The organism is Rhizobium sp. BK312 (genome assembly GCF_014193605.1).
Taxonomy (GTDB): Bacteria; Pseudomonadota; Alphaproteobacteria; order Rhizobiales; family Rhizobiaceae; genus Rhizobium.
In genome coordinates this window covers 257,748-279,459 of record NZ_JACHZP010000008.1, presented here as the reverse complement: position 1 = coordinate 279,459, position 21,712 = coordinate 257,748, and the positions used below count along the sequence as shown (strand labels likewise).

The window sequence follows — 21,712 nt, the reverse complement described above, 5'->3', positions numbered from 1 at the left end:
TTACTTGCTCCCGGTCTTCTCGGTATGGCTGATCCGGTCGGCGAGGCGGTCGAGCGTGCGGCGCATCGATTTCGCCTCTTCCTGCTGGGCCTCGATCCAGTCGCGCAGCATCTGCTGTTCGTTACGCATGTTCTTGACCAGGCCCTGAATGCCTTCGGCGAGGTTCGCCATCGCGGTCACCGAGCGTTGACCACCACCCTCCTCGGCGATCTTGCGCAGATAGTCGGAAAGCGCACGTACATCCTCGGAGGAGGCGCCGGCGGCATTTTCGATGACCGGCGTGATATCGGAACCGACATCCGTGACCGAGGAAAGCCAGTTCTCGAGCTCGGTGTAGAAACGGTTCTGAGCACGGCCGGCCTGGAGATCGAGGAAGCCGAGGATTAGTGAGCCGGAAAGGCCGAGCAGAGAGGAGGAGAAGGCCGTGCCCATACCCACAAGCGGGCCGGAAAGACCCGATTTCAAGGCGCTCAGAATGTCACCTGAGTCGCCGGTGCCCGCGTCGAGGCCCTGAATGACGTCATTGATCGAGCCGATCGTACCGATCAGACCCCAGAATGTGCCGAGCAGGCCGAGAAAGACGAGGAGGCCGATAAGATAGCGTGAGGTGTCCCGCGATTCGTCGAGGCGTGTGGCGATCGAGTCGAGGATCGAGCGCAGCGTCGCCGTGGAAAGCTGCATCGCACGGCGATTGCCGAGCAGCGCCCGCATCGGCGCCAGCAGCCGCGGGTTACGACCGACCTTGTCCGCATTGCCGACTGCGCGGAAGTGATTGAACCAGCGAACCTCAGGTCTCAGCATCAGCACATGGTTGAATACCAGCAGAATGCCGACGACCAGCACACCGACGATCAGGCCGTTGAGGCCGGGATTGTGCAGGAACGCGACCTGAGCCTGACGGAAAAGGATAGCCACGATAAAGCCGACGATGACGAGGAAAAGCACCATCGTCCAGAAAAAGGCCATCGGGCTCGAGAGCTTATAGGCGTAGCTGCCCGACACATTGTCGGTCGATCCCAGATCCGCCAATTTCACATTTTCCATTGCACGCTCCGCCACCGCATTTTCCGCAGGCGAGACTAGAGCAACATTGTGCCGAATTGAAGAGACGGAAAGCACAAAACAGCCCGTTGGCAACAGACCGTTTTATCCCTCGAAAAGGCGAATGGGGGATGACTTATTTCGTCGGGACCGGCCGCTTGACAACTTCGGCGAGCGCCTTCTGGATAAGCTCGTTGCCACAAATGATCGATTTCGTTGCGAACATCTCGGTACCGCCGTGGAAATCCGATACGAAGCCGCCGGCTTCGCGGATCAGCAGAATGCCGGCTGCGATATCCCAGGAAGACAGGCCGGTTTCCCAGAAGCCGTCGAAGCGACCCGCGGCCACATAGGCAAGATCGAGCGATGCGGAACCGAGACGGCGGACACCGGCGACCTCGCCCATGACATGGCGCAGCTCGACGAGGAACTTGCCGTGATTGCCCCGGCCGAGATGCGGAACGCCGCAGCCGATGACGCTGTCCGACAATACGCGGCGCGAAGCCACGCGCAGGCGGCGGTCATTGAGGAATGCGCCACCACCGCGCTCGGTCGTATAGAGTTCGTCGGTGGCCGGATTGAAGATGACGCCGGCAACGATCTCGTCGTTGCGCTCAAGCGCGATCGAGACCGCAAACAGCGGAATGCCGTGCAGGAAATTGGTGGTGCCGTCGAGCGGATCGACGATCCAGCGATGGGCGCCATCCGTGCCCTTGACCTCTTCGCCTTCCTCGCCGAGGAAACCGTAGGTCGGGCGGGCCTTCAACAGCTCGTCGCGGATGATCTTCTGCGCCTTCAGGTCCGCCTGGCTGACGAAATCGCCCGGTCCCTTCACCGACACCTGCAGGTTCTGCACTTCGCCGAAATCGCGGCTGAGCGACTTGCCTGCCTTGAGGGCAGCCTGAACCATGACATTGAGAAGAGCAGAACGGGCCATCGGGGTTCCTTGGATAATGCAGAAAGCGCTGACCGGGCCCGAAAGCAGGCACCGACGGAGCAGGAGCGTCAGCGGAAATAAAGATTGGCGGCCTCAAGACCATAAAATCGCGGGAATTTCAAGTGGTGAGGCTGTGGCAGACGCAAACTGACTTCAGATCAGCTCCGCCAAGGCTCAATCCGACACCTTTATTATCGCGCGCGCCGATACTTGTTGGCTGCGTCGATGGCCGCCTTCTGCTGGTAGTCCTCGATCCCTTGATAGAAATCCTCAAGCTCGGGGTCTTTCAGGCCGGCACGACGCGAAATGACATACCAGGTGGCGGCAGCCACCGGATCCTGCTTCGTGCCGATGGCGTTGATATAAAGATGCGCCAATTTGTTTTGCGCGACGACGTTGCCGCGATAGGCTGCGACCCGCATCCAGTTAAAGCCGTTTTCGAGGTCCTGCGCGCCGCCGGTGCCGTTGATCAGCCAGATGCCCATGTCGAGCTGTGCAGTATCGAAGCCGGCATTGGCGGCACGCGACAGCCACTCGCGTGCGCGCGCCTTCTTTTCCGGCGGCAGATCGGGAAGGTTCAGATAGAGCTGCGAAACGGCATACTGCGCGTCGGCAATGCCCTGCTGCGCAGACTTTTCATAATAGGGAAGCGCCATCTGCAGACCCTTCGGGCCTGGATTTTCGGCCGTCAGCATCTGGGCGACATTGAATTCCGCCGAAGGCTGACCCGCATCGGCCGCCTTCTTCATCCATTCATCGGCCTTCTTCTGATCGCGGGGCACTTCGCGGCCCTCCATCAGGATCAGCGCGTATTTGAACATCGCCGTGGGATCACCGCCCTCGGCCGCCTTGCTGTACCAGAAGGCGGCGTCCTTCGTATCGCGCTTGACGCCCAGGCCCTGTGCCATCAGCTCCGCGATCAAGGTCTGTGCGGCCGGATCGCCGAGCTGCGCCCGCGGCAATGCTTTCTGAAAAGCTGTCAGGTAATAGCCGCGTTGGAAGGCACCATAGGCATCATCCACCTTGCCGGTGAAAGGCTTTTCCGGCGGCAGGTCCGGCAAATTTGCCCCCATGCGCTCGAAAACGCCAACGCCCTGGGATGGCTTGATGTCGCTATCGGCTTTCGGCTCTGCGCCCGGCTGAATCTTTTCAGTCTTGAAAGTGCCGGCATCGGCGCCCAGGGGCCGGGTCATGACATTATCGTTGTGCTGCGGTGCATCCGGCACGGTTGTGTCGTCATCGGATTGCGCATTGTCTTCCGGTCGCGCGCCCTTCTCCGCCGGCTGCGAAACACCCGGCAGGGACGTACTGTCATTGCCGGATTGCGCCGCGGCCAGCAACGGGAATGCTGCAAGCCCGGCTGCCAGCACGGCAAGGAAGGATCGATGGCGGAATCGAGGCGCTGACGACATGAATCGCTATCAATCCTCAAACCGTGGCGCTTTTTCGTCCAGAAGCGCATTCACTTCCGCAACGATGGACGGGGCGGCGGCGGGATCGGCAAAGACCGCCTTGTGCAGCGCCACGAACTCGGCGCCGGTGAGCGCCACCTCCAGCGCCGACTTCGGATCGGTGCCGCCCATGACGATACAGGGAATTTCGATCATCGAAGCCCACCATTCGCCGAGCGCCAGATTTTTCGGATGCGCCTCGGGCTTGATGTCGCCATCGAGCTTGCCGAAGAAGATATAGTCCGGCCTGAGCTCGCCGACCTCCAGTGCGCTGTGCCTATCGGCCGCGCTGCCGCCACCGACGATCAGCTTCGGCACGAATTTTTCGACGGCTTCCGTAAGCTCGGTAATATTGCCGGCAATGTGCAGCCCGTCGGCCTTGGCACGCCCTGCCACGCGGCTGTCACCGGCGACGAGCGCTGCCGCACCCGCGGCCTGAATGACCGGCACGAGCTTTTCCGCATGTTTCTGGAAGGTACCGTCATCAAGACCATATTGAGGAATGATCACCGAAGCGACGTCCCCACCCCTCAGGGCATCGGCCACTGCCGTCGCCCGCTGCTCGATATCGGCAATGTCGGGAACGATGAGTACGAGGCGGCAACGATCTTCGGGCACGGTCATGCGAGCTTCCATGGTTTCGGCCTCCATCGTCAGCGATGGCGCACCGGTTCGATAATCGTGAGTAAATCCGTTAGCTCTCTCTGACAAGGGGCAGCGGCCGAAACGGGCAGTTCGCGATGAAGGACATCGGGCACGCCACCTCCGCGAGCGGCCATTCGCACAATATATCATGCAGCGCACAATTAACTTGCCGCCCTTGGGCGTTTGACGTAGCTTTCCGCCATGTCGACCATGGATCCTTTCGCAGCCATCGCGGACCCGAACCGGCGTCATCTGCTGGAGGAATTGCGCCGCGCACCCAAGACGGTCAACGAACTGGCGCAGGGCCTGCCAATCAGCCGCCCGGCCGTCTCGCAGCATCTCAAGGCGCTGCTCGACAGCAACCTCGTTTCCGTCACCAATGAAGGCACGAAGCGCATTTATGCGGTCAACAGCCGCGGTTTCGACAAGTTGAATCTATGGCTGGATCAATTCTGGTCCTGAAACGGCTTTTCCGCTTTCATTATACTTGGAAATTTGCGGAATTTGGTAGCTGATAGCGTCAGCTATGACGACGCGCAAAGCGGCTCTTCGAGTTAAGTCCGCGGTCGAAACGACATGACCTCCGGATGAGCGAGTGCCGCGACCACAACGAGCCGAGAGTCGCCAACGACGGCATTTTTTGCATAAGATGGGAAAATTGCGCCAACCTCTACCCCTAACGCTACGAAGCTGGCGCATCCGTTTTTGACGGAAATGCTCATCGATCCTGACTGGGAATTTGCCTCAAGACCTTTCGATCTGCCTCTCTTGCCCCAAGATCGATGGCTTTTTGAACTTTGGAACGTTGCCTCAGTGAACGGAGGAACGCAGACGCTGGATTTCGTCCTTGACGCGCAGTTTCCTGCGTTTGATGTCGGCTATTTCCGTATCATTGCTAGAGGGAGATGAGATTGCCGCATGCAGCGCCTCCTCGAGCGCGACATGTTTCTTTTCGAGCGATTCAAGATGTGCTTGAACAGTCATATGACCCTTCCTTCCTCTGAAGAGCCCTGACCATCCATTCGCCAAGGCTCTAGGTGTCAACCTTCTCACTGTGCCATAAGATCGAGCCTTTGTCGAAGGCGAAAACGTGGCCTGTAGGCGGCAAATTCGTGATGAAGGATAACTTCCCGTTATCGCCATTTGGTGATAGGAGCTTGCGGAATTCAGGAGGCGGAATGAATGCGATTCCGCGATATGCTGGGGAAATGAACATGGCCGATCAGGAACAGGCGGAAATCAGGCTGATCGTGGCGCGGCTGCGCCAGGAACACGAGGATTATGATGCCGCAATCAATGCCATGATCGAGACGGGCTGCGATGCCCTTCGTATCCAGCGCATGAAAAAGAAGAAGCTCGTCATCAAGGACAAGCTGACCAAGCTGGAAGACCAGATCATCCCCGACATCATCGCCTGAGGAGCACAACGCAACGATGCTGACCGAAAGACCGCCTGTCGCCATCATCATGGGAAGCCAGTCTGACTGGGAGACCATGAAGAATGCTGCGGACACCCTGGAAGCGCTTGAGATTACCTATGATGCGCGCATCATTTCCGCGCATCGTACGCCGGACAGGCTGGTGAGCTTCGCCAAGGGCGCGAGGGACGAGGGTTTCAAGGTCATTATCGCGGGCGCCGGCGGCGCAGCGCATCTGCCGGGCATGGCGGCTTCTATGACGCCTCTTCCGGTCTTCGGCGTGCCGGTTCAGTCACGCGCGCTCTCCGGTCAGGACAGCCTTCTTTCGATCGTGCAGATGCCGGCCGGCATTCCCGTCGGCACGCTCGCGATCGGTAAGGCCGGCGCGGTCAATGCCGCCCTTCTCGCTGCCGCCGTCCTGGCGCTCGGCGACGAAGAGATTGCCGACCGGCTCGACGAATGGCGCACGCGCCAGAGCGCCGCCGTTGCCGAATATCCGATGGACGACCTATGAACGCGAAGACAATTGGTATCATCGGCGGCGGCCAGCTCGGCCGCATGCTGGCCATGGCGGCTGCGCGCCTGAATTTTCGCACCGTCGTCCTCGAGCCCCAAGCCGACTGTCCGGCAGCCCACGTTGCCAACGAACAGATCACAGCCGCCTATGACGATGCGGCCGCCCTTGCCGAGCTGGCGAAGCGCTGCGATGTCGTGACCTATGAGTTCGAAAACGTGCCCGTAACCGCCGCCGAGGATCTTGCCTTGCAGGTAACGGTCTATCCGCCGCCCAAGGCGCTTGAAATGGCGCAGGACCGACTGACCGAAAAGAGCTTCATCAACGGCTGCGGCATTCCGACGGCCCGCTTCCATGCCGTCGACAGCCAAGAGGATCTGGAAAAGGCGCTAGCGGATTTCGGCGGTCAGGGCGTGCTGAAGACGCGCCGCCTCGGCTATGACGGCAAAGGCCAGCGCGTCTATCGCTCCGCCGCCGACAGCCCCGAAGGCGGCTACGCGGCCTTGGGCAGCGTTCCGTTGATTCTGGAAAGCTTCGTATCCTTCGAGCGCGAGGTTTCCATCATCGCCGCCCGCGGCAGCGACGGAAAGGTCGCCTGCTACGATCCGGCAGAGAACGTCCATCGCAACGGCATTCTCCACACCTCCACGCTGCCGGCGAGCATTTCGCAAGAGACGGCGAACGCCGCTCGCGATGCTGCGGAGAAGATATTGACGGCGCTCGGCTATGTCGGCGTCATCGGCATCGAGTTCTTCGTGCTTGCCGATGGCAGTCTGATCGCCAACGAAATGGCGCCGCGCGTCCACAATTCCGGCCACTGGACGGAGGCCGCCTGCGTCATCTCGCAATTCGAGCAGCATATCCGCGCCGTCGCCGGCCTGCCGCTCGGAAATCCCGATCGTCATTCGGACTGCGTCATGACGAATCTGATCGGCGACGACATCCTGGCACTGCCGGAATGGCTGCGCCTTGACGACACGCTGGTGCATCTCTATGGCAAGACCGAAGCCCGGCCGGGCCGCAAGATGGGGCATGTTACACAGCTTCTGCGCTGAGATCAGCGGGAAAAAGCCCTGACATGGTTGACAGCGCACGGCCGACAGGTTATTTGCTCCCCACCCTAAAGAGCGCGCCCTGAGCGCGCTTTTGATTGTTAAAGACCCGGGCGAATGTGACATTCCCCCTCAGAGATCGCGGATCAGAAAAATGAAGATCAAGAATTCGCTCAAGTCGCTCAAGGCGCGCCACCGTGACAACCGTCTCGTCCGCCGCAAGGGCCGCATCTACATCATCAACAAGCTGAACCCGCGCTACAAGGCTCGCCAGGGCTGATACAGCGCGCGGCTCCGGTCCCATGGATCGGGCCTCAGTTTTAGTTGATCGCATCAAATTTGTTTTGATCTTCGACATTGGCGGGCTACTATGCCCGCCATGCGCGTTTTTGCTTTGTCATATCTAGCCCTGCCGATTCTGTTTGCTCTGACTGCCTCTGCACCCCATGCGGCGCCGGCTGATGAACCAAACCCTGTGGAAAAGCAGCATCAGGGCAATTCCTCCGGCACCCTGTCGTCCAAGCAGCAGCTCGACAATCTGTTCATGGCGCTGAGGCGGCAGCGCGATCCCGACCAGGCAAGCCTGATTGCGGACCAGATCAATGCCCAGTTCGCCGATTCCGGCAGCGCCACCATCAATCTCCTGATGCAATGGGCCGACAAGGCCATTCAGGACAAGCGCAATGCCGCCGCGATGGATTATCTCGATCAGGTGATCTCGCTGAAGCCTGACTATGTCGAAGGCTGGAACCGACGCGCCACGCTCAATTTCGCGATCGGCGACTATCGCAAGTCGATGGAAGACATCAATCAGGTGCTGCGCATCGAGCCGCGCCATTTCGGAGCGCTGGCCGGCATGGCGGCGATGCTGACCGAACGCGGCAACGATGCTCTCGCCCTTAAGGCCTGGCAGCGCTTTCTCGAAGTCTATCCTGCGAATCGATCGGCCCAGGAGGAAGCGGACAAGCTCTCGGAAAAGATTGCCGGCAGCCGCACCTGATTTTCCGCCCCGGTTTCCCGGCGGAAATCGCATTTGGAGGGATGAAAAGCAGCCATATCGCGCTAGATTAGCGCCTTAAGATATTTGATCCGTGCCGCAATGATCGATTCTCTGTTCATCGTCATCATTCTCCTTATCGTTCTCGCCGCGGGCTTTTCCGCCTACAAGACCCGCGCCATCGAGCAGGCCTATCCCAATATTGGCGAACTTACCGATATTGGCGGCTACCGCCTCAACGCGGTCCATTTGCCGCGCCCGGCAACGGCTGATCTGCCGGCTCTGGTCTTTATCCATGGGGCCAGCGGCAATCTGCGCGACCAGTTCGAGGCCTTTGCGGCACCTTTATCTGGCCGCGCCGAAATGCTGTTCGTCGACCGCCCCGGTCACGGCTATTCCGAACGCGGGCCGGCCGAAAACGCGGTGCCCTCCGGCCAAGCCGATGCGATCGCGAAGCTGATGGACAAGCGCGGCATCAAGAGCGCCATCATCGTCGGTCACTCCTTCGGTGGTGCGATCGCAACCGCCTTCGGCATGCGGCACCCCGAAAAGACGAAGGGACTACTGTTTCTGGCGCCAGCCACCCATCCTTGGCCCGGTGGCATCGACTGGTATTATACGCTCGCCGCCCTGCCCGTTCTGGGCTGGCTTTTTACTCAAATCCTTGTCATTCCACTCGGCTTACGTCGAGTGGAAAGCGGCACGCTCAGCATCTTCCGCCCCAACGAACGGCCGGCGGATTATATAATGAAGACGGCACCGGAGCTGGTGCTGCGGCCGCAAACCTTTCGCAACAATGCGATCGACGTGGTCAATCTCTTTGCCTATGTCTCGGCCCATGCGCCGCGCTATAGCGAGATCAAGGCGCCTACGGTCATCATCACCGGCGACAGTGACGATATCGTGCTCGAGGAATTGCATTCGCGCGGCCTTGCCCGGGATATCCCTGGCGCCGAACTCGTCACCATCCGCAATCTTGGCCACAAGCCGGATTATGTCACGACGGACGTCGCAATCGCCGCCATGGAACGGCTGGCAGGCCAGCCGCGCGATCTGCAAGTGCTTGCCGCACAGGCGGAAATCCGCATCAGCGACCTCGGCAGCGAAGTTTCCACGCGACAGCCCTCTTCTCAGGCCATGACGACATCCTGACCAGACACATCCTCGAATATGCGGCTCTGCGGCACCGCCTCGATGGTCTGCCGCACCGCCTGCAGCATGATCGACGCCAAGCGCTCCGTTGCCGGGCTCCCTTCCGCCTCGGCACGATGGAGCACGAGATCGAGCGTCGGCAAAGCCGGCAAGCCCACCTCTCCCGGCGTCAATTGCCGTACCTTTGGCGGCAGGCCGAGCGGCGTGCGCAGCGTCAGGCCAAGACCTGCCGCCGTCGCAGCCCAAAGCCCGCCGAGGCTCGGGCTGACAAAGGATATTCGCCAGCCAATGCCGGCGCGATCGAGCGTCTTCGTGGCGATGTTGCGCAGCAAACAAGGCGCCTCAAGCGAGGCGAGCGGCATGGCCTCGCCGCCATCGGCGTGCCATTGCATGTCGCCACCGGCCGGGCCGACCCAGCAGAGCGGGACTTCAGCTATACGGTCCGTATAAGCCGTGCGGAAACCATCGCTCCAGGCAAGCGCCAGATCGAGCTTGCCTGACGTCACCCGCTCCACAAGTTCCGCGTTGCGCACGACACGCGCCTCGATACGCACCTTGGGATGTGCACGGGCGAAGCGGCCCAATACGTCCGGCAGCAGCGTCTCGCCGAAATCCTCTTGCAGCCCCAGGCGCACCCAGCCTTCAAGCTCGGTCCCATGCAGCGCCGTGGCGGCCTCGTCGTTCAGATCCAGCAGCCGCCGTGCATAGCCAAGCATCGTCTCGCCGGCCTCCGTCAGCGCCAGTCCCCGGCCCGCCTTGCGGAAGATCGGCGTGCCCGCCTGCTCCTCCAGCTTTTTCAGCTGGGCACTGATCGCCGAGGTGGAACGCCCGAGCCGGTCTGCCGCCTTGGCATAGCTGCCGAGATCCATGCCAGTGACGAAGCTGCGCAGCACATCGAGATCGAAGATGATTTTTCGCATCGATAATCATCCATATTTTTGGGACTATACATCCATAATTATCTGATTTTCAGGATGATTATCCACTGGCATTCTATGCTCGTCAAGTGACACGGAAACAGGAGCAATCCCATGCCATTCACCCGCATCACCCTTCTGCGCGGCAAGTCGCCTGAATATCTCAAGGCACTTTCGGATAATTTCCACCGCGCTCTGATCGAAGCCTTCGAGGTGCCGCCGACCGATCGCTTCCAGTCCATTCACCAGCTGGAGCCGCATGAGCTCATCTTCGATCGCACCTATTTCGCCAGCACTCCGCGTTCGGACGATTACGTCTTCTTCGACGTCACCATCGGCAAGCCGCGCAGCACCGAGGTCAAGAAAGCCTTCTATCGCCGGGTCGCCGAACTGCTTGCCGATGCACCAGGCGTTCGCCCCGAGGACATCATGATCACCATCACGACTGCGACGCGCGAGGATTGGTCCTTCTCCGATGGTCGCGCGCAAATGATCGAACAGGTCTGAGAGCCATGCCGCAGACCACATCAACCCAATCGCCGACCATACATCGCGCCGGCACGAATATGCGCGCATCGCCCGAGGGCATCGCTACCGCCTCTTTCCTGGTGGAGTCCCTTGTGGAGAACGCTGAAAACGGCGGGCTCACCGCCATGCGCTGCGCGCTCGAGCCCGGCGTGATGACGCGTTGGCACACGCATCCGCATGGGCAGATCCTCTATGTTCTGTCCGGCGTCGGACTTGCAGAACGCTTCGGCGGCCCGGCCGAGGAACTGCGCGCCGGCGACTGCATCAGCTTCGCGCCGAACGAACGCCATCGCCACGGTGCGGCGCCGGAAAATGCCTTCTCCTATATCAGCATCCAGGCGGCGCAAGATGGAAGCGCCGTAACCTGGCTGGAGGAATGACCGATGATCGCCATGCAATATAACTTCCCCCTACCCGCGGATTACGACATGGCGATCATCGATCACCGTATCCGTGAAAAAGGTCCCCTGCTCGACAATCTCCCGGGCCTGAAGTTCAAGGCCTACCTGACGGCGAGAAAGGGCGATGCCGTCACGGGGAGCCGACAGAACTTCTACTCGCCCTTCTATGTTTGGCAGCAAGAAGAAGGACTGAGCGACTTCGTCTCTGGCCCAGGCTTCTCAGCCCTGACCGAGAACTTCGGCCGCCCTCAGGTCGATACCTGGATCGCATGGCACACCGAGACATCTGCGGATATTCGCAGCGCCAAGTTCGCAACGCGCGAGGTGGTCGCGATCGACGCCGAAACATCGCTTGCCGAACTCCGCGCAAACGAGACTGAGGCAGCAGCGCAGGCCATATCGAACGGTGAAGCCCTCGCCTCGGTCGCCGCCTTCGAGCCGACCCACTGGACGCTGGTGCGCTTCCGCCTGCTGGCCGAGCCGCCGAAAGACCCGGGCCTATCCGGGGTCCAAGCCTACAATGTCGGACATCTTTCGCTGCCTGGCGTCGCCTGAAGTGTCATGGAGACAATCTCCTTGTTTTAAAGGAAAGGCCGGAGCTTTATGGATGGAAAGTCTTTCTGAATCCGAAGAGTGATCCCCCATGGTCGATATCGCAATGATCGAAGCCGCCCGCGCTCGCCTCGGCGGCCGGGCGCGCCGCACGCCGCTGCTCTCCTCGCCCTTTCTCGATGAGATTGCCGGACGCCGCCTGTTCGTGAAGGCGGAATGCCTGCAGCATTCCGGTTCCTTCAAGTTCCGCGGCGGCTGGTCGGCTGTTTCGGCGCTGGAGCCAACCGTGCGCGCCAGAGGCGTTATCGCCTTCTCCTCCGGCAACCACGCACAGGGCGTGGCGCTGGCTGCAAAGCTGCACGGCGTTCCGGCTGTCATCATCATGCCAACCGACGCCCCGAAGCTGAAGATCGCCAACACCCGCGCCTTCGGCGCCGAGGTCGTGCTCTATGACCGCATCAAGGAAGATCGCGACGAGATCGGTGCCCGTATTTCCAAGGAGCGAGGCCTGACGCTCATCAAGCCCTTCGACGAGCCGCAGGTGATCGCCGGCCAGGGAACAACCGGGCTGGAGATCGCAGAGCAGGCTGCCGAGGAAGGCATCGAAACTGCCGACGTGCTGGTCCCCTGCGGTGGCGGTGGCCTGACCTCGGGAATCGCACTGGCGCTCGAATCCCGCGCTCCGGGCCTGAAGGCGCGCCCATGCGAGCCCGAAAATTTCGATGATACCACCCGTTCACTCGCCTCGGGCAAGATCGAGCACAACGCCGCGCTGCAAGGCTCGATCTGCGACGCCATCATCACGCCGCAGCCGGGCAACATTACTTTTCCGATCCTGAAGCGCCTCTGCGGCCCCGGCCTCGTCGTGACGGATGAAGAGGCGCAAAAGGCCATGGCCCTCGCCTTCACCCGCCTGAAGATCGTCGTGGAACCAGGCGGCGCCGTCGCGCTTGCAGCAGCGCTTTTCCACGGCAAGGGCATCGACGGTGATACGGTGATCGCCGTCACCTCTGGCGGCAATGTCGATCAGGATGTTTTCGAGGCGGCGTTGAGCCGCCACTAGTCCTCAGTTGACGGCGCGACGATAGAGCGCCAGCGAGCCGGCAAGAGCCAAAAGCGCGCCGCCGCAGGCGCGCTCAAGCCATTTCGCCCCTTCCGACTTCAGGACGCGGACGGCATGAGAGCCGAACACCGCATAGCCGAGCATGATCATGAAATCGAGCGCGGCGAAGATCGCGCCGAGCACGATATATTGCTGCATCTGCGGCGCCGAAGGGTCGATGAACTGCGGCAGGAACGCCGAGAAGAAGAGATAGCCCTTCGGATTGGTCACGGCGACCAGGAAGCTCTTCAGCCCAATGGAGAAAGCGGTTCCCTTAGATTGGCTCGCACTCGCCTGCAATGCGCCGTCGATGCTCCCCTTCGAGCGCAGCATCATGATACCGAGAAAGGCGAGATAGGCCGCACCCACCCATTTCAGAGCCGAAAACCAGAATTCGGAGGCAGCCAGCAAGGCGCCGAGGCCGATGGCGACGGCACTGATTAGCACCGCGTCGGAAAGAACGGCTCCCACCATGCCGGGCAAGGCGCGCCTGATGCCGAAGCGCGAGCCATTGGTCAGCGCCAGAAGCACAGTCGGCCCTGGCGTCGCGATACCGATAAAGGAGACGGCGGCAAAGGCGAGCAGCGTGGTGAGATGCATGATGTCCCTCCTCTGGAAGAGAGGAAGATTGCATGTGGTGTGGTGGTTAGCAAGTGTTTGCTTGCTTCCGGCTGCCGCACCTCTGATATTCCTACCTCTCTCCGCAAAATCGAGTGTGGATGGGACGCCTCGATTTACTCCACCAAACCCGCATCTTTCGCCGCCAGCGCGCCAATCGCCGACCAGTCCAGTTCCTCTCCGCCATGCGCCAGCAGGTTGAGGAACCGATCACGCAGCAGGCTCGCCAGCGGCAGCGGCACGTTCAGCGCCTCACCGGCAGCCAAAGCCAGCCGAATATCCTTTTGACCGAGCGGCGCGGTGAAACCCGCCGGCTTGAACTTGCGATCCGCAATTAGCCCGCCATAGGTCTTGTAAACAGGCGCGTTGAACAGCGTCGAGGTCAAGAGATCGAGATAGGCATGCCGGTCGACACCACCCTTTTCGACCAACGCCATGGCCTCGCCCAGCGACTCGATGACCGAAGCGATGAGGAAATTGCCGCTGAGTTTGACGAGATTGGCCGCCTTCGGCTCCTCGCCGAGGACGAAGGTGCGCTGACCGATGGCGTCGAAAAGCGGCGTGACCGTTTGAATCGCATCAGGCGCACCCGCGGCTGCAACGAAGAGCTTTGCCGCAGCCGCCGCTTCCGGGCGGCCGAAGACGGGCGCTGCCACGAAGTGCTGACCTGCCGCGGCATGTTCCCTCGTCAGCCTTTCCGACATGGCGACGCTGATCGTGCTGGCGGAAATGTGAACTGCACCCTTGCCAAGGCTTGCCAGAACGCCGCCATCGCCATGGACGACCGCCGACAGCGCATCGTCATGCGCGAGCATGGTGAAGACAGCCTCGCCGCCGCACGCTTCCGCCACGGTCGCCGCAACCTTGGCGCCCTCGGCGGCCAGAGCCTCGGCCTTGTCGCGCGAACGATTGTAGACGGTCACGTCATGCCCGGCCTTGATGAGATTAGTGGCCATGGCGCTGCCCATCTGGCCCAATCCGATAAATCCGACTTTCATTGGCATATTTCCTTCTCAATCCGCCTGCTTGGAGATTGCAGGCGCTTCGGCTTCAAGAAAAAACCCGCCGTCTTTCGACAGCGGGTTTCGGATGTTTGAGGTGCTGCCGCAATCGGATGTCGGCAATCACACGCCCGACTGGCCGTCCGAACCGATATAGGCAATGCGCAACATGTTGGTGGCGCCCGGCGTGCCGAGCGGCACACCGGCCGAAATGATGATGCGGTCGCCCGGCTTGCCGAAGCCTTCTTCGGCGACGATACGGCAGGCATTGTTGACCATGTCGTCGAGGTCGGTCGCATCGTGCGTGACGACGCAATGCATGCCCCAGACGACGGACAGACGGCGTGCCGTCTGGATGATCGGCGAAAGCGCCAGGATCGGAACCTGCGGACGCTCGCGCGAGGCGCGAAGGCCGGTCGTACCGGAGGACGTGTAGCAGACGATGGCGGCGAGCTTTAGCGTCTCGGCGATCTGGCGGGCAGCGAGCGAGATCGCGTCGGCGCCAGTTGCCTCAGGCAAAGCGCGCTGGGCATAGATAATGCCAGGATAATGCGGCTCGCGCTCGATGGTGCCGGCAATCGAGGCCATCATGGAAACGGCTTCGACCGGATAGTCACCGGACGCGGATTCGGCCGAGAGCATAACGGCATCGGCGCCTTCGAAAACGGCGGTCGCGACGTCGGAGACTTCGGCGCGGGTCGGGACCGGCGCGGAGATCATCGATTCCAGCATCTGCGTGGCGACGACCACCGGCTTGCCGGAGCGGCGGCAGGCGCGGATCAGCTGCTTCTGGATACCCGGAACGGCTTCCAGCGGCATTTCAACGCCGAGGTCGCCACGGGCCACCATCAGTGCGTCGGAAAGCTCGATGATTTCCTCGATGCGCTCGACAGCCTGCGGCTTCTCGATCTTCGACATCAGCCCAACGCGGCCGTGCGAGATCTTGCGAACTTCCGTCAGGTCTTCCGGGCGCTGGATGAAGGAGAGCGCGACCCAGTCGACTTCATTGGTCGCGAGAACGGCGTCGAGGTCGGCGCGGTCCTTGTCGGTCAGCGCGCCGACGCCGAGCAGGGTATCGGGCAGGCTGACGCCCTTGCGGTCGGAAATCTTGGTGCCCGAAATGACAGTCGTGACGATGCTCTTGCCGTCGCACTTTTCGGCACGCAGCGCCAGCTTGCCGTCATCAATCAGCAGGCGGTGGCCGGGTTGAACCGATTCCAGGATTTCCGGATGCGGCAGGTAGACACGCGTGTTGTCGCCGGGGATATCCTGATTGTCGAGCGTGAAAGTCTGACCGGGCTTAAGATCGACCTTGGTGTCAGCAAACTTGCCAACGCGCAGCTTGGGACCCTGCAAGTCAGCGAGAATGCCGATCGGCCGACCACAGCGAGCTTCGACGGCGCGAATGCGCTGGATCAGCGTGCGCATCACATCATGGCTGGCGTGGCTCATGTTGATGCGGAACAGGTCCGCGCCGGCCTCGTGAAGCTTCTGGATCATTTCCTCCGAAGAGGAAGCCGGACCGAGCGTTGCGAGGATTTTGACTTTTCGGTTTCGTCTCATCAATTCTGGCTTTCTTGGCTGCCCGAGGGCTCGGAAAGCTGAACCATCCAGCTCGCCTGGCGCCCGGTGTCGTATTCCTTGAATCCCATCTTCTGATAGCCACGAGCGTAGCAATCCTTGACACCTGGGATTTTGAATTCATTTTCCGCCACGCACATTTCGACGTCGCCCGTCCAGCGGCCGCCGCGGGCCGCATCTTCTGCGTAGAGATAATAATAGCGGGATTGAAGCGGCCCCTCGATCAAAGTCGCGCAGGTATTGGCCGGAATTTGCCACCAACCCTCCGTCACCCAGCCGTCCTTGGCGCGATAGCCGATCGCAACGCCGACAAGATTCTGCGTACCGTTGCACGTTCGGAAATCGGCATGGGCCGCATTCGGCATGAAGAAGAACGGCGCTGCCGCAGCGAGAATGAGGAAGGCGATTCGGGCGAGCGGGCCTGACCGCTTAACGAAACGTGGCGCGACTTGGCTGGACACGGCTTCCAATTGGCTCCCGGTTATTCGTTGTTGCGTCTTCTTGCGCTGCCATCCCATGAATGTCAACGCAACTCTAATCGATTATATTTTCTTCACGGGATGGTGGCGGCACCATGCGCCGCCCCTCATCCGATCGAAGCTGCAAACCTTGCACCTTCCATCCGCACATGCAATCAAACAAAGAGTTGAAAATTTCAATAATCGACAATCCGCATGACTGATTTCAGACCGTTTGAATTTATACCCGGCAATCGTGACAAAGGCATGGTCATTCTCGGCGATCACGCCATGCGGCGCCTGCCCGAGCGTTATGGCAGCCTCGGCCTGCCGGAGACCGCCTTCTCCCGCCACATCGCCTACGACATCGGCATCGAAGGCCTCTGCCGTCATCTCTGCGCGCGGCTGGACGTGCCGGGCGTGCTTGGCGGCTTTTCCCGTCTGCTGATCGATCCGAACCGCGGCGAAGACGACCCGACGCTCATCATGAAAATATCGGATGGCGCGATCATCCCAGGTAATCATCCAATCACGGATGAAGAATGGAACTACCGTATAGAAGCCTTCCATCGGCCCTATCATGAAGCGGTCGACGAAACGATCTCCGCCGTGGCCGCGGCAACGGGCAAGGCACCCCTGGTTTTCTCGATGCACTCCTTCACGCCGGCTTGGAAAGGTGTGCCGCGTCCCTGGCATGCAAGCGTACTCTGGGACAGCGACGATCGTGCCGTCGTGCCGCTCCTTGCAAAGCTCGGCGCCGATACCGATCTCGTTATCGGAGACAATGAACCGTATGACGGTGCGCTGCGCAACGACACCATGTTCCGCCATTGCATGATGAAGGGCATTGCGCATGCGCTGCTGGAGGTCCGGCAGGATCTGATCGGCGACGAGGCCGGCATTGTCGAATGGGCCGATCGCCTGGCGCCGATCTTCGCGGAGATCAATGCCGATCCGTCGCTCCATGAATATAGGCGATACCCTTCGCGCACCGGCCCCTATGAGGCGTGAACCGGCAAGCGAATTGAGGAGAAAGAGATGACCACGCTCACCAAGGAACAAGAGACCGAGCTTGAGGCCGCTGCCTTCCGCCGCCTCGTTGCGCATTTGCGCGAACGCAGCGACGTTCAGAACATCGACCTGATGAACCTCGCCGGCTTCTGCCGCAACTGCCTCTCGAACTGGTATCGCGAAGCGGCCGAAGAGGCGGGCCTGCCCGTCAGCAAGGACGAGTCGCGCGAAGTGATCTATGGCATGCCCTACGAGGATTGGAAGAACCTGCACCAGAAAGAAGCCTCTCCTGTGCAAAAAGCCGCTTTCGAGCAAAACAAGCCGAAAGATTAACGCTCCCTTCACCAATTCGGCTTGACCTTGCGCGCCATTCGCGGCACGTCAACTGCCCGATCGAATTCGAAATCCCGCGCAAGCCCTGAAGCGATGTGCCCCTATCGGTGACCGACCGATCTCATCTGCGACGGGCTGCAAGCGACCCTTTGAGACCCTTTAGGAGAAGTGCATGGAAGAGAACAGCGTCGAGAACGTGGCCGCGGCGGAACTGCGTCAATTCATCGAGCGCATCGAGCGCCTCGAAGAAGAAAAGGCCGCGATTGGCAGCGACATCAAGGATGTCATGGGCGAGGCCAAGGGCCGCGGCTACGACACCAAGGCAATCCGCACCATCATTCGCCTTCGCAAAAAGGACGCGAACGAACGCCTGGAAGAAGAATCCATCCTGCAGACCTACATGGCCGCACTCGGCATGGAATAATCGAGACTTCTGAGCCTCGCAGAACGATCAGGAGCCGGCTTGCCGGCTCCTTTCTTTTTGAGCGCATCACTCGGCGAAAAGACGACCGATCAATTCGGCGGCACTCCCCTGCCACAGCTCGCCCTTGCCGGTTCCCGACCAGAGAGACAGGAAATCCGGTAATCCCTTCGCCGTCGACGCAGCGCGTATGTCCCGCGTAAACTTGTTTTGCGCCGGAAAGGGAAGAATGGCATCAGGTTTTCCATCCATCTCATCCATGAAGCGGTTCTCGATCCCTCGCGCAAAGCGGCCCGAAAAGGCGCGCGTCGTTCGCGTCCTTCGCTCCGGCGTTTCCAGCAGCTTCCTGCGATAGGGTGCCGAGGTTCCGGCTTCCACGCAGGTGAGGAAGGCCGTGCCCATCTGCACGGCCCGCGCTCCCGCCTGCAGCGCCGCCCGGATATCGCTGGGGGTCATGATGCCGCCGGCTGCGATCAACGGCAAACGAATGGTGCCGACGCATTGCACCAGAAGATCGCGCATCCCGATTTCCGGGTCTGCTGCCTTGGCATCGAAAATGCCGCGATGACCGCCCGCTTCGAAACCCTGCAGCACGACCGCATCCACGCCGCTCTCTTCCAACGCCCTCGCCTCGTCGAGTGTCGTCGCCGTGCCGATCAGCGGAATACCAGCCTTCTTCGCTTCCCGTACATAGCCGGCCGGCAACACGCCGAAGACGAAACTGAAACAAGCCGGCTTGATGCGCAAAACCGCTTCGAACTGCGCATCGAAATCCTCTTCATAGGGAGGCACAAGCTGCGGTGAAGGCAGCTCCAACTCCCGGCGATATCGTGCGGTCGCCGCAGCCGCGCGCTCGACCCGATCAGTGGCAACTTCCGGGATTGAGTGCGGAATGAAGAGATTGATCGAAAACGGCCTGTCGGTCCGTTGACGCACCTGAGCTGCAAAGGCTTCGATCGCCGCGGCGTTTAGATAGGCGCCGCCCATGGCGCCGAGCGAGCCTGCGGCAGAAGCCGCCGCCACCAGCTCCACCGACGAAGGACCGCCCGCCATCGGCGCGACGATCAACGGATGCTTCAAACCGAGTTGTTGAAAAAGATTGCTGTCCATAGGGGCAGACATGTCCGGCGTCCTTTCAGAAATGTCTGTTCAGGTCTCCATGCAAAATAGGTGCCGCAAGACGGCTTCCCAAGCGTGAGCTTGACGAAATTTAGGTCTATCAGCTCCGCCTGAGCGCTTCGGTGCGGGCCTCGATGGCCGCAACCACCGACACCATGTCGAGCCGGCCGTTGCCAAGTTCGACGCTCTCGCCATAAAGAGTACGGCAGACATCAAGGACCGGCGATGCCATGCTGACGGCACGAGCCGCCTCGACAATCAGTTTCGTGCTGTTGAACGCATCGGCTGTCGCCGCTTGCACTGAAAAATCCCGCGCAACAAGCTTCGGAATTTTCACGCGCGTCAGATCGCTGGCCATCGGGCCGGAATCGATCGCAGCCTGAAAAGTTTCGAGATCGAGGCCGTTCCGCTCGGCGAAATGCGAGGCTTCGGCGAGACCCGCCAGCATCGTGCAAAGGTAGAGGTTGACGGTCAGCTTCATCAGCAGCGCATTGCCGACCGGACCGCACAGGATCGTTTCGCGGCACATAGGCGCAAGCAGCGGCCGCACCTCGACAACCGTGTCCGCATCGCCGCCGAGCAGCGCGACCAGCTGTGCTGTCTCGGCAGGCTTCCGCGAGCCCGAAACCGGGGCTTCGACATAGCGCCCACCGGCTGCGAGAATATCGGTGGCAAGCGCGCGCGAATAGTCGGGCGGATTGGAGCCCATCGACACGACGATATGGCCGGCAACCAGCTTGGCGAAGTCCGGTGTCCCGCGCCGCAGCACCTCGTCCAGCACAGTTTCGTTGACTAGCATCAGGATGACGATGCGCGTGCGTTCGAACACCTCTTCTACACTTACGGCGACCGTCGCACCTGCCTCGCGCAACGGATCAACCGCTGCCGGCGATCTGTTCCAAACGACAAGCCTGGTGCCTGCCTTTGCGAGATTGAGGGCCATCGGCTGGCCCATGACGCCGAGACCGACAAAGCCGATCTCCTCGCCCGGCTCGACGCCGGGACGCTCGCTGACGTTGCTCATCATAACAACTCCGATGGTTCGGGTGACTATGCGAACTCTGGAGCAATTCCAGGAAAAGTGCGCAGCGGTTTTCCATCCGGAATTGCGTGAAACAAAGAGATCGAGCGGTTCAGATATTTCACGAAAAGCTGAACCGCTCTTGAGTCAGAAGCCGGCGGGAGAGCTCACATGCCTTCTCCCGCCGAATATCGGTCATTCTTCGCTTAGAACAGGCGGTCCAGCCACTCGTTCTTGTCGGGCGCGCGGCCGAACTGAATATCGGTCAGCGCTGCCTTCAGGCGCTGCGTCGTAGCACCGGCATTGCCGTCGCCGATGGTGAAGCTGTGCTTGCGGCCCTTCACCTTGCCGATCGGAGTCACGACAGCCGCCGTGCCGCAGGCGAAGGATTCGCGCAGGCGCCCGCTCGCGGCATCCGCCTGCCATTGCTCGATCGAATAGGGCTCTTCGCGTACCGTCAAACCCATGTCGCGGCCGAGCTTGATCAGCGAATCGCGGGTAATGCCCGGCAGAATCGTGCCGGTGAGCGGCGGCGTCTGCAGCGATCCGTCATCGAAGACGAAGAAGACGTTCATGCCGCCAAGCTCCTCGATCCAGCGCTTTTCGACGGCATCGAGGAAGACGACCTGATCGCAGCCTTCGCGCTGGCCCTCAGCCAATGCGGCAAGACTTGCGGCGTAGTTGCCGCCACACTTGGCCGCACCCGTGCCGCCCGGCGCGGCGCGGGTGAAATTCTCGGAGACCCAGAGCGTGACGGCCGATCCGCCGCCCTTAAAAAAGGAGGCGACGGGGGAGGCAATGACGCAATAGATATATTCTGCCGACGGTTTTGTGCCGAGAGCGACTTCGGTGCCGATCAGGAACGGCCGGAGATAGAGCGATGCCCCTTCCGCGGTCGGGATCCATTCGCGCTCGATCTTGACCAGCTCGCGTACGGACTCGACAAAAAGCTCTTCCGGCAAGCGCGGCATCGCCAGCCGTTCGGCCGAATTCTGGAAACGGCGCGCATTGGCGCTCGGGCGGAAAAGGGCGGCCCCGCCATCCGGCAGGTGATAGGCCTTCATGCCTTCGAAGATTTCCTGGGCATAATGAAGCACCACGGTTGCCGGATCGAGAGCAAGCGCCTTGCGCGGCTCGATCTTGGCGCTGTGCCAGCCACGGTCCTGCGAGTAGCGGATCGTTACCATGTGATCGGTGAAGATGCGGCCGAAGCCCGGGTTCTGCAACAGCGCTTCCCGCTCGCTCGCCGTCGCGGGATTGGGGTTTTTCTGGATGTCGAAGGTTAATGTTTCGCCGGTGCTCATGGCTCCTCCAATGCTTCTTTTGCTGCGGCCTTCGCCGCCCATCTCCCGAAGGATGGTGTAAATCAAATCGGGTGGTATTTGATTGCGTTTACGCCTGTTCTCACGCAAGTTTAAGAGCGATTTGCATAAAATTACGAG

27 protein-coding genes are annotated in these 21,712 nt (G+C 60.8%); 14 read left to right on the top strand and 13 right to left on the bottom strand.

Annotated features, from left to right (window positions below):
- The 4 genes from FHT85_RS22795 to FHT85_RS22780 all read right to left on the bottom strand — a co-directional run bounded on the left by FHT85_RS22795 (position 1) and on the right by FHT85_RS22780 (position 4,053).
- Entirely contained in the window at positions 1-1,044 is a 1,044-nt protein-coding gene (locus FHT85_RS22795) for a hypothetical protein (protein WP_041677656.1), read from the bottom strand.
- A gap of 133 nt (positions 1,045-1,177) precedes the next feature.
- Positions 1,178-1,978, bottom strand: a complete 801-nt coding sequence (locus FHT85_RS22790) for an inositol monophosphatase family protein (RefSeq protein WP_112410014.1) — start codon at positions 1,976-1,978, stop codon at positions 1,178-1,180.
- A 191-nt stretch (positions 1,979-2,169) separates the two neighbouring features.
- A complete protein-coding gene (locus tag FHT85_RS22785) occupies positions 2,170-3,390 on the bottom strand; it encodes a tetratricopeptide repeat protein (RefSeq protein WP_112399748.1) in 1,221 nt (406 codons plus the stop codon).
- Positions 3,391-3,399: 9 nt separating this feature from the next.
- Entirely contained in the window at positions 3,400-4,053 is a 654-nt protein-coding gene (locus FHT85_RS22780; protein ID WP_112335297.1) for a thiamine phosphate synthase, read from the bottom strand.
- A 222-nt stretch (positions 4,054-4,275) separates the two neighbouring features.
- Here FHT85_RS22780 and FHT85_RS22775 point away from each other — a divergent pair, with 222 nt between their 5' ends.
- Positions 4,276-4,536 carry an ArsR/SmtB family transcription factor gene (locus tag FHT85_RS22775; protein ID WP_015341040.1) on the top strand — a complete coding sequence of 87 codons (261 nt, stop codon included), beginning with the start codon at positions 4,276-4,278 and terminating at the stop codon, positions 4,534-4,536.
- Between the two features lie 348 nt (positions 4,537-4,884).
- Here the strand turns inward: FHT85_RS22775 and FHT85_RS22770 are convergent, their stop codons facing one another.
- Positions 4,885-5,058, bottom strand: coding sequence for a YdcH family protein (locus FHT85_RS22770; RefSeq protein ID WP_015341041.1), 174 nt, complete (start codon positions 5,056-5,058; stop codon positions 4,885-4,887).
- 230 nt (positions 5,059-5,288) lie between these two features.
- Between FHT85_RS22770 and FHT85_RS22765 the strand changes: the two genes are divergently transcribed.
- The 6 genes from FHT85_RS22765 to FHT85_RS22740 all read left to right on the top strand — a co-directional run bounded on the left by FHT85_RS22765 (position 5,289) and on the right by FHT85_RS22740 (position 9,207).
- Positions 5,289-5,492 (top strand): YdcH family protein, encoded by a 204-nt coding sequence (locus FHT85_RS22765; RefSeq protein WP_015341042.1) that lies wholly within the window; start codon positions 5,289-5,291, stop codon positions 5,490-5,492.
- Positions 5,493-5,508: 16 nt separating this feature from the next.
- Positions 5,509-6,006, top strand: coding sequence for a 5-(carboxyamino)imidazole ribonucleotide mutase (gene purE, locus FHT85_RS22760; protein WP_112335093.1), 498 nt, complete (start codon positions 5,509-5,511; stop codon positions 6,004-6,006).
- Positions 6,003-7,061 (top strand): 5-(carboxyamino)imidazole ribonucleotide synthase, encoded by a 1,059-nt coding sequence (locus tag FHT85_RS22755; protein WP_112410015.1) that lies wholly within the window; start codon positions 6,003-6,005, stop codon positions 7,059-7,061. Before purE ends, FHT85_RS22755 begins: the two co-directional genes overlap by 4 nt.
- Before the next feature lie 151 nt (positions 7,062-7,212).
- A complete protein-coding gene (gene ykgO, locus FHT85_RS22750) occupies positions 7,213-7,338 on the top strand; it encodes a type B 50S ribosomal protein L36 (RefSeq protein WP_003582204.1) in 126 nt (41 codons plus the stop codon).
- Positions 7,339-7,428: 90 nt separating this feature from the next.
- A complete protein-coding gene (locus FHT85_RS22745) occupies positions 7,429-8,058 on the top strand; it encodes a hypothetical protein (RefSeq protein WP_112335095.1) in 630 nt (209 codons plus the stop codon).
- 99 nt (positions 8,059-8,157) lie between these two features.
- A complete protein-coding gene (locus FHT85_RS22740) occupies positions 8,158-9,207 on the top strand; it encodes an alpha/beta fold hydrolase (RefSeq protein WP_112410016.1) in 1,050 nt (349 codons plus the stop codon).
- On the opposite strand, the gene FHT85_RS22735 is transcribed toward FHT85_RS22740, so the two are convergent.
- On the bottom strand, positions 9,186-10,127 hold the full coding sequence (locus FHT85_RS22735) for a LysR substrate-binding domain-containing protein (protein ID WP_112410017.1): 942 nt from the start codon (positions 10,125-10,127) through the stop codon (positions 9,186-9,188). The two genes, FHT85_RS22740 and FHT85_RS22735, sit on opposite strands and share 22 nt — an antisense overlap.
- Positions 10,128-10,238: 111 nt before the next feature.
- Here FHT85_RS22735 and FHT85_RS22730 point away from each other — a divergent pair, with 111 nt between their 5' ends.
- The 4 genes from FHT85_RS22730 (at position 10,239) to FHT85_RS22715 (ending at position 12,668) form a co-directional block, all read left to right on the top strand.
- Positions 10,239-10,631 (top strand): tautomerase family protein, encoded by a 393-nt coding sequence (locus tag FHT85_RS22730; protein ID WP_112335098.1) that lies wholly within the window; start codon positions 10,239-10,241, stop codon positions 10,629-10,631.
- Positions 10,632-10,636: 5 nt separating this feature from the next.
- The gene (locus FHT85_RS22725) at positions 10,637-11,032 is read left to right on the top strand and encodes a cupin domain-containing protein (RefSeq protein WP_112335099.1); all 396 of its coding nucleotides are present in this window, start codon (positions 10,637-10,639) and stop codon (positions 11,030-11,032) included.
- Positions 11,033-11,035: 3 nt separating this feature from the next.
- Positions 11,036-11,608, top strand: a complete 573-nt coding sequence (locus tag FHT85_RS22720) for a DUF4865 family protein (RefSeq protein WP_112335100.1) — start codon at positions 11,036-11,038, stop codon at positions 11,606-11,608.
- A gap of 88 nt (positions 11,609-11,696) precedes the next feature.
- Positions 11,697-12,668 carry a threonine/serine dehydratase gene (locus tag FHT85_RS22715; RefSeq protein WP_112335101.1) on the top strand — a complete coding sequence of 324 codons (972 nt, stop codon included), beginning with the start codon at positions 11,697-11,699 and terminating at the stop codon, positions 12,666-12,668.
- A 3-nt stretch (positions 12,669-12,671) separates the two neighbouring features.
- On the opposite strand, the gene FHT85_RS22710 is transcribed toward FHT85_RS22715, so the two are convergent.
- From FHT85_RS22710 to FHT85_RS22695, 4 genes are all read right to left on the bottom strand, one after another.
- Positions 12,672-13,307 (bottom strand): LysE family translocator, encoded by a 636-nt coding sequence (locus FHT85_RS22710; protein ID WP_112335102.1) that lies wholly within the window; start codon positions 13,305-13,307, stop codon positions 12,672-12,674.
- 134 nt (positions 13,308-13,441) lie between these two features.
- Complete coding sequence (locus tag FHT85_RS22705; protein ID WP_112335103.1) at positions 13,442-14,323, bottom strand: NAD(P)-dependent oxidoreductase; 882 nt, start codon at positions 14,321-14,323, stop codon at positions 13,442-13,444.
- Positions 14,324-14,449: 126 nt separating this feature from the next.
- The gene (gene pyk / locus FHT85_RS22700) at positions 14,450-15,889 is read right to left on the bottom strand and encodes a pyruvate kinase (protein ID WP_015341054.1); all 1,440 of its coding nucleotides are present in this window, start codon (positions 15,887-15,889) and stop codon (positions 14,450-14,452) included.
- The gene (locus FHT85_RS22695) at positions 15,889-16,377 is read right to left on the bottom strand and encodes a DUF1036 domain-containing protein (protein ID WP_069613236.1); all 489 of its coding nucleotides are present in this window, start codon (positions 16,375-16,377) and stop codon (positions 15,889-15,891) included. The genes pyk and FHT85_RS22695 overlap by 1 nt, the downstream gene beginning before the upstream one ends.
- A gap of 204 nt (positions 16,378-16,581) precedes the next feature.
- Here FHT85_RS22695 and FHT85_RS22690 point away from each other — a divergent pair, with 204 nt between their 5' ends.
- The 3 genes from FHT85_RS22690 (at position 16,582) to FHT85_RS22680 (ending at position 18,133) form a co-directional block, all read left to right on the top strand.
- Positions 16,582-17,376, top strand: a complete 795-nt coding sequence (locus tag FHT85_RS22690) for an N-formylglutamate amidohydrolase (protein ID WP_112335104.1) — start codon at positions 16,582-16,584, stop codon at positions 17,374-17,376.
- 27 nt (positions 17,377-17,403) lie between these two features.
- The gene (locus tag FHT85_RS22685) at positions 17,404-17,709 is read left to right on the top strand and encodes a DUF1244 domain-containing protein (RefSeq protein ID WP_112335105.1); all 306 of its coding nucleotides are present in this window, start codon (positions 17,404-17,406) and stop codon (positions 17,707-17,709) included.
- Positions 17,710-17,881: 172 nt separating this feature from the next.
- Positions 17,882-18,133 (top strand): DUF2312 domain-containing protein, encoded by a 252-nt coding sequence (locus FHT85_RS22680; protein WP_015341059.1) that lies wholly within the window; start codon positions 17,882-17,884, stop codon positions 18,131-18,133.
- A gap of 66 nt (positions 18,134-18,199) precedes the next feature.
- Here FHT85_RS22680 and FHT85_RS22675 read toward each other — a convergent pair whose 3' ends face one another.
- From FHT85_RS22675 to FHT85_RS22665, 3 genes are all read right to left on the bottom strand, one after another.
- Positions 18,200-19,252, bottom strand: a complete 1,053-nt coding sequence (locus FHT85_RS22675) for a nitronate monooxygenase family protein (RefSeq protein ID WP_183774337.1) — start codon at positions 19,250-19,252, stop codon at positions 18,200-18,202.
- 97 nt (positions 19,253-19,349) lie between these two features.
- Positions 19,350-20,276 carry an NAD(P)-dependent oxidoreductase gene (locus FHT85_RS22670; RefSeq protein ID WP_112410019.1) on the bottom strand — a complete coding sequence of 309 codons (927 nt, stop codon included), beginning with the start codon at positions 20,274-20,276 and terminating at the stop codon, positions 19,350-19,352.
- Between the two features lie 200 nt (positions 20,277-20,476).
- Complete coding sequence (locus FHT85_RS22665; protein ID WP_112410020.1) at positions 20,477-21,574, bottom strand: branched-chain amino acid aminotransferase; 1,098 nt, start codon at positions 21,572-21,574, stop codon at positions 20,477-20,479.
- Positions 21,575-21,712 lie beyond the last annotated feature (138 nt).

Coding starts and splice junctions, on each gene's coding strand:
- FHT85_RS22725 (WP_112335099.1), top strand. CDS start 10,637: ATGCCGCAGACCACATCAACCCAATCGCCGACCATACATCGCGCCGGC.
- FHT85_RS22705 (WP_112335103.1), bottom strand. CDS start 14,323: ATGAAAGTCGGATTTATCGGATTGGGCCAGATGGGCAGCGCCATGGCC.
- FHT85_RS22775 (WP_015341040.1), top strand. CDS start 4,276: ATGTCGACCATGGATCCTTTCGCAGCCATCGCGGACCCGAACCGGCGT.
- FHT85_RS22780 (WP_112335297.1), bottom strand. CDS start 4,053: ATGACCGTGCCCGAAGATCGTTGCCGCCTCGTACTCATCGTTCCCGAC.
- FHT85_RS22795 (WP_041677656.1), bottom strand. CDS start 1,044: ATGGAAAATGTGAAATTGGCGGATCTGGGATCGACCGACAATGTGTCG.
- FHT85_RS22675 (WP_183774337.1), bottom strand. CDS start 19,252: ATGTCTGCCCCTATGGACAGCAATCTTTTTCAACAACTCGGTTTGAAG.
- FHT85_RS22790 (WP_112410014.1), bottom strand. CDS start 1,978: ATGGCCCGTTCTGCTCTTCTCAATGTCATGGTTCAGGCTGCCCTCAAG.
- FHT85_RS22770 (WP_015341041.1), bottom strand. CDS start 5,058: ATGACTGTTCAAGCACATCTTGAATCGCTCGAAAAGAAACATGTCGCG.
- FHT85_RS22720 (WP_112335100.1), top strand. CDS start 11,036: ATGATCGCCATGCAATATAACTTCCCCCTACCCGCGGATTACGACATG.
- FHT85_RS22730 (WP_112335098.1), top strand. CDS start 10,239: ATGCCATTCACCCGCATCACCCTTCTGCGCGGCAAGTCGCCTGAATAT.
- purE (WP_112335093.1), top strand. CDS start 5,509: ATGCTGACCGAAAGACCGCCTGTCGCCATCATCATGGGAAGCCAGTCT.
- FHT85_RS22745 (WP_112335095.1), top strand. CDS start 7,429: ATGCCCGCCATGCGCGTTTTTGCTTTGTCATATCTAGCCCTGCCGATT.
- FHT85_RS22670 (WP_112410019.1), bottom strand. CDS start 20,276: ATGATGAGCAACGTCAGCGAGCGTCCCGGCGTCGAGCCGGGCGAGGAG.
- FHT85_RS22665 (WP_112410020.1), bottom strand. CDS start 21,574: ATGAGCACCGGCGAAACATTAACCTTCGACATCCAGAAAAACCCCAAT.
- FHT85_RS22685 (WP_112335105.1), top strand. CDS start 17,404: ATGACCACGCTCACCAAGGAACAAGAGACCGAGCTTGAGGCCGCTGCC.
- FHT85_RS22740 (WP_112410016.1), top strand. CDS start 8,158: ATGATCGATTCTCTGTTCATCGTCATCATTCTCCTTATCGTTCTCGCC.
- pyk (WP_015341054.1), bottom strand. CDS start 15,889: ATGAGACGAAACCGAAAAGTCAAAATCCTCGCAACGCTCGGTCCGGCT.
- FHT85_RS22690 (WP_112335104.1), top strand. CDS start 16,582: ATGACTGATTTCAGACCGTTTGAATTTATACCCGGCAATCGTGACAAA.
- FHT85_RS22715 (WP_112335101.1), top strand. CDS start 11,697: ATGGTCGATATCGCAATGATCGAAGCCGCCCGCGCTCGCCTCGGCGGC.
- FHT85_RS22735 (WP_112410017.1), bottom strand. CDS start 10,127: ATGCGAAAAATCATCTTCGATCTCGATGTGCTGCGCAGCTTCGTCACT.
- FHT85_RS22755 (WP_112410015.1), top strand. CDS start 6,003: ATGAACGCGAAGACAATTGGTATCATCGGCGGCGGCCAGCTCGGCCGC.
- ykgO (WP_003582204.1), top strand. CDS start 7,213: ATGAAGATCAAGAATTCGCTCAAGTCGCTCAAGGCGCGCCACCGTGAC.
- FHT85_RS22765 (WP_015341042.1), top strand. CDS start 5,289: ATGGCCGATCAGGAACAGGCGGAAATCAGGCTGATCGTGGCGCGGCTG.
- FHT85_RS22680 (WP_015341059.1), top strand. CDS start 17,882: ATGGAAGAGAACAGCGTCGAGAACGTGGCCGCGGCGGAACTGCGTCAA.
- FHT85_RS22710 (WP_112335102.1), bottom strand. CDS start 13,307: ATGCATCTCACCACGCTGCTCGCCTTTGCCGCCGTCTCCTTTATCGGT.
- FHT85_RS22785 (WP_112399748.1), bottom strand. CDS start 3,390: ATGTCGTCAGCGCCTCGATTCCGCCATCGATCCTTCCTTGCCGTGCTG.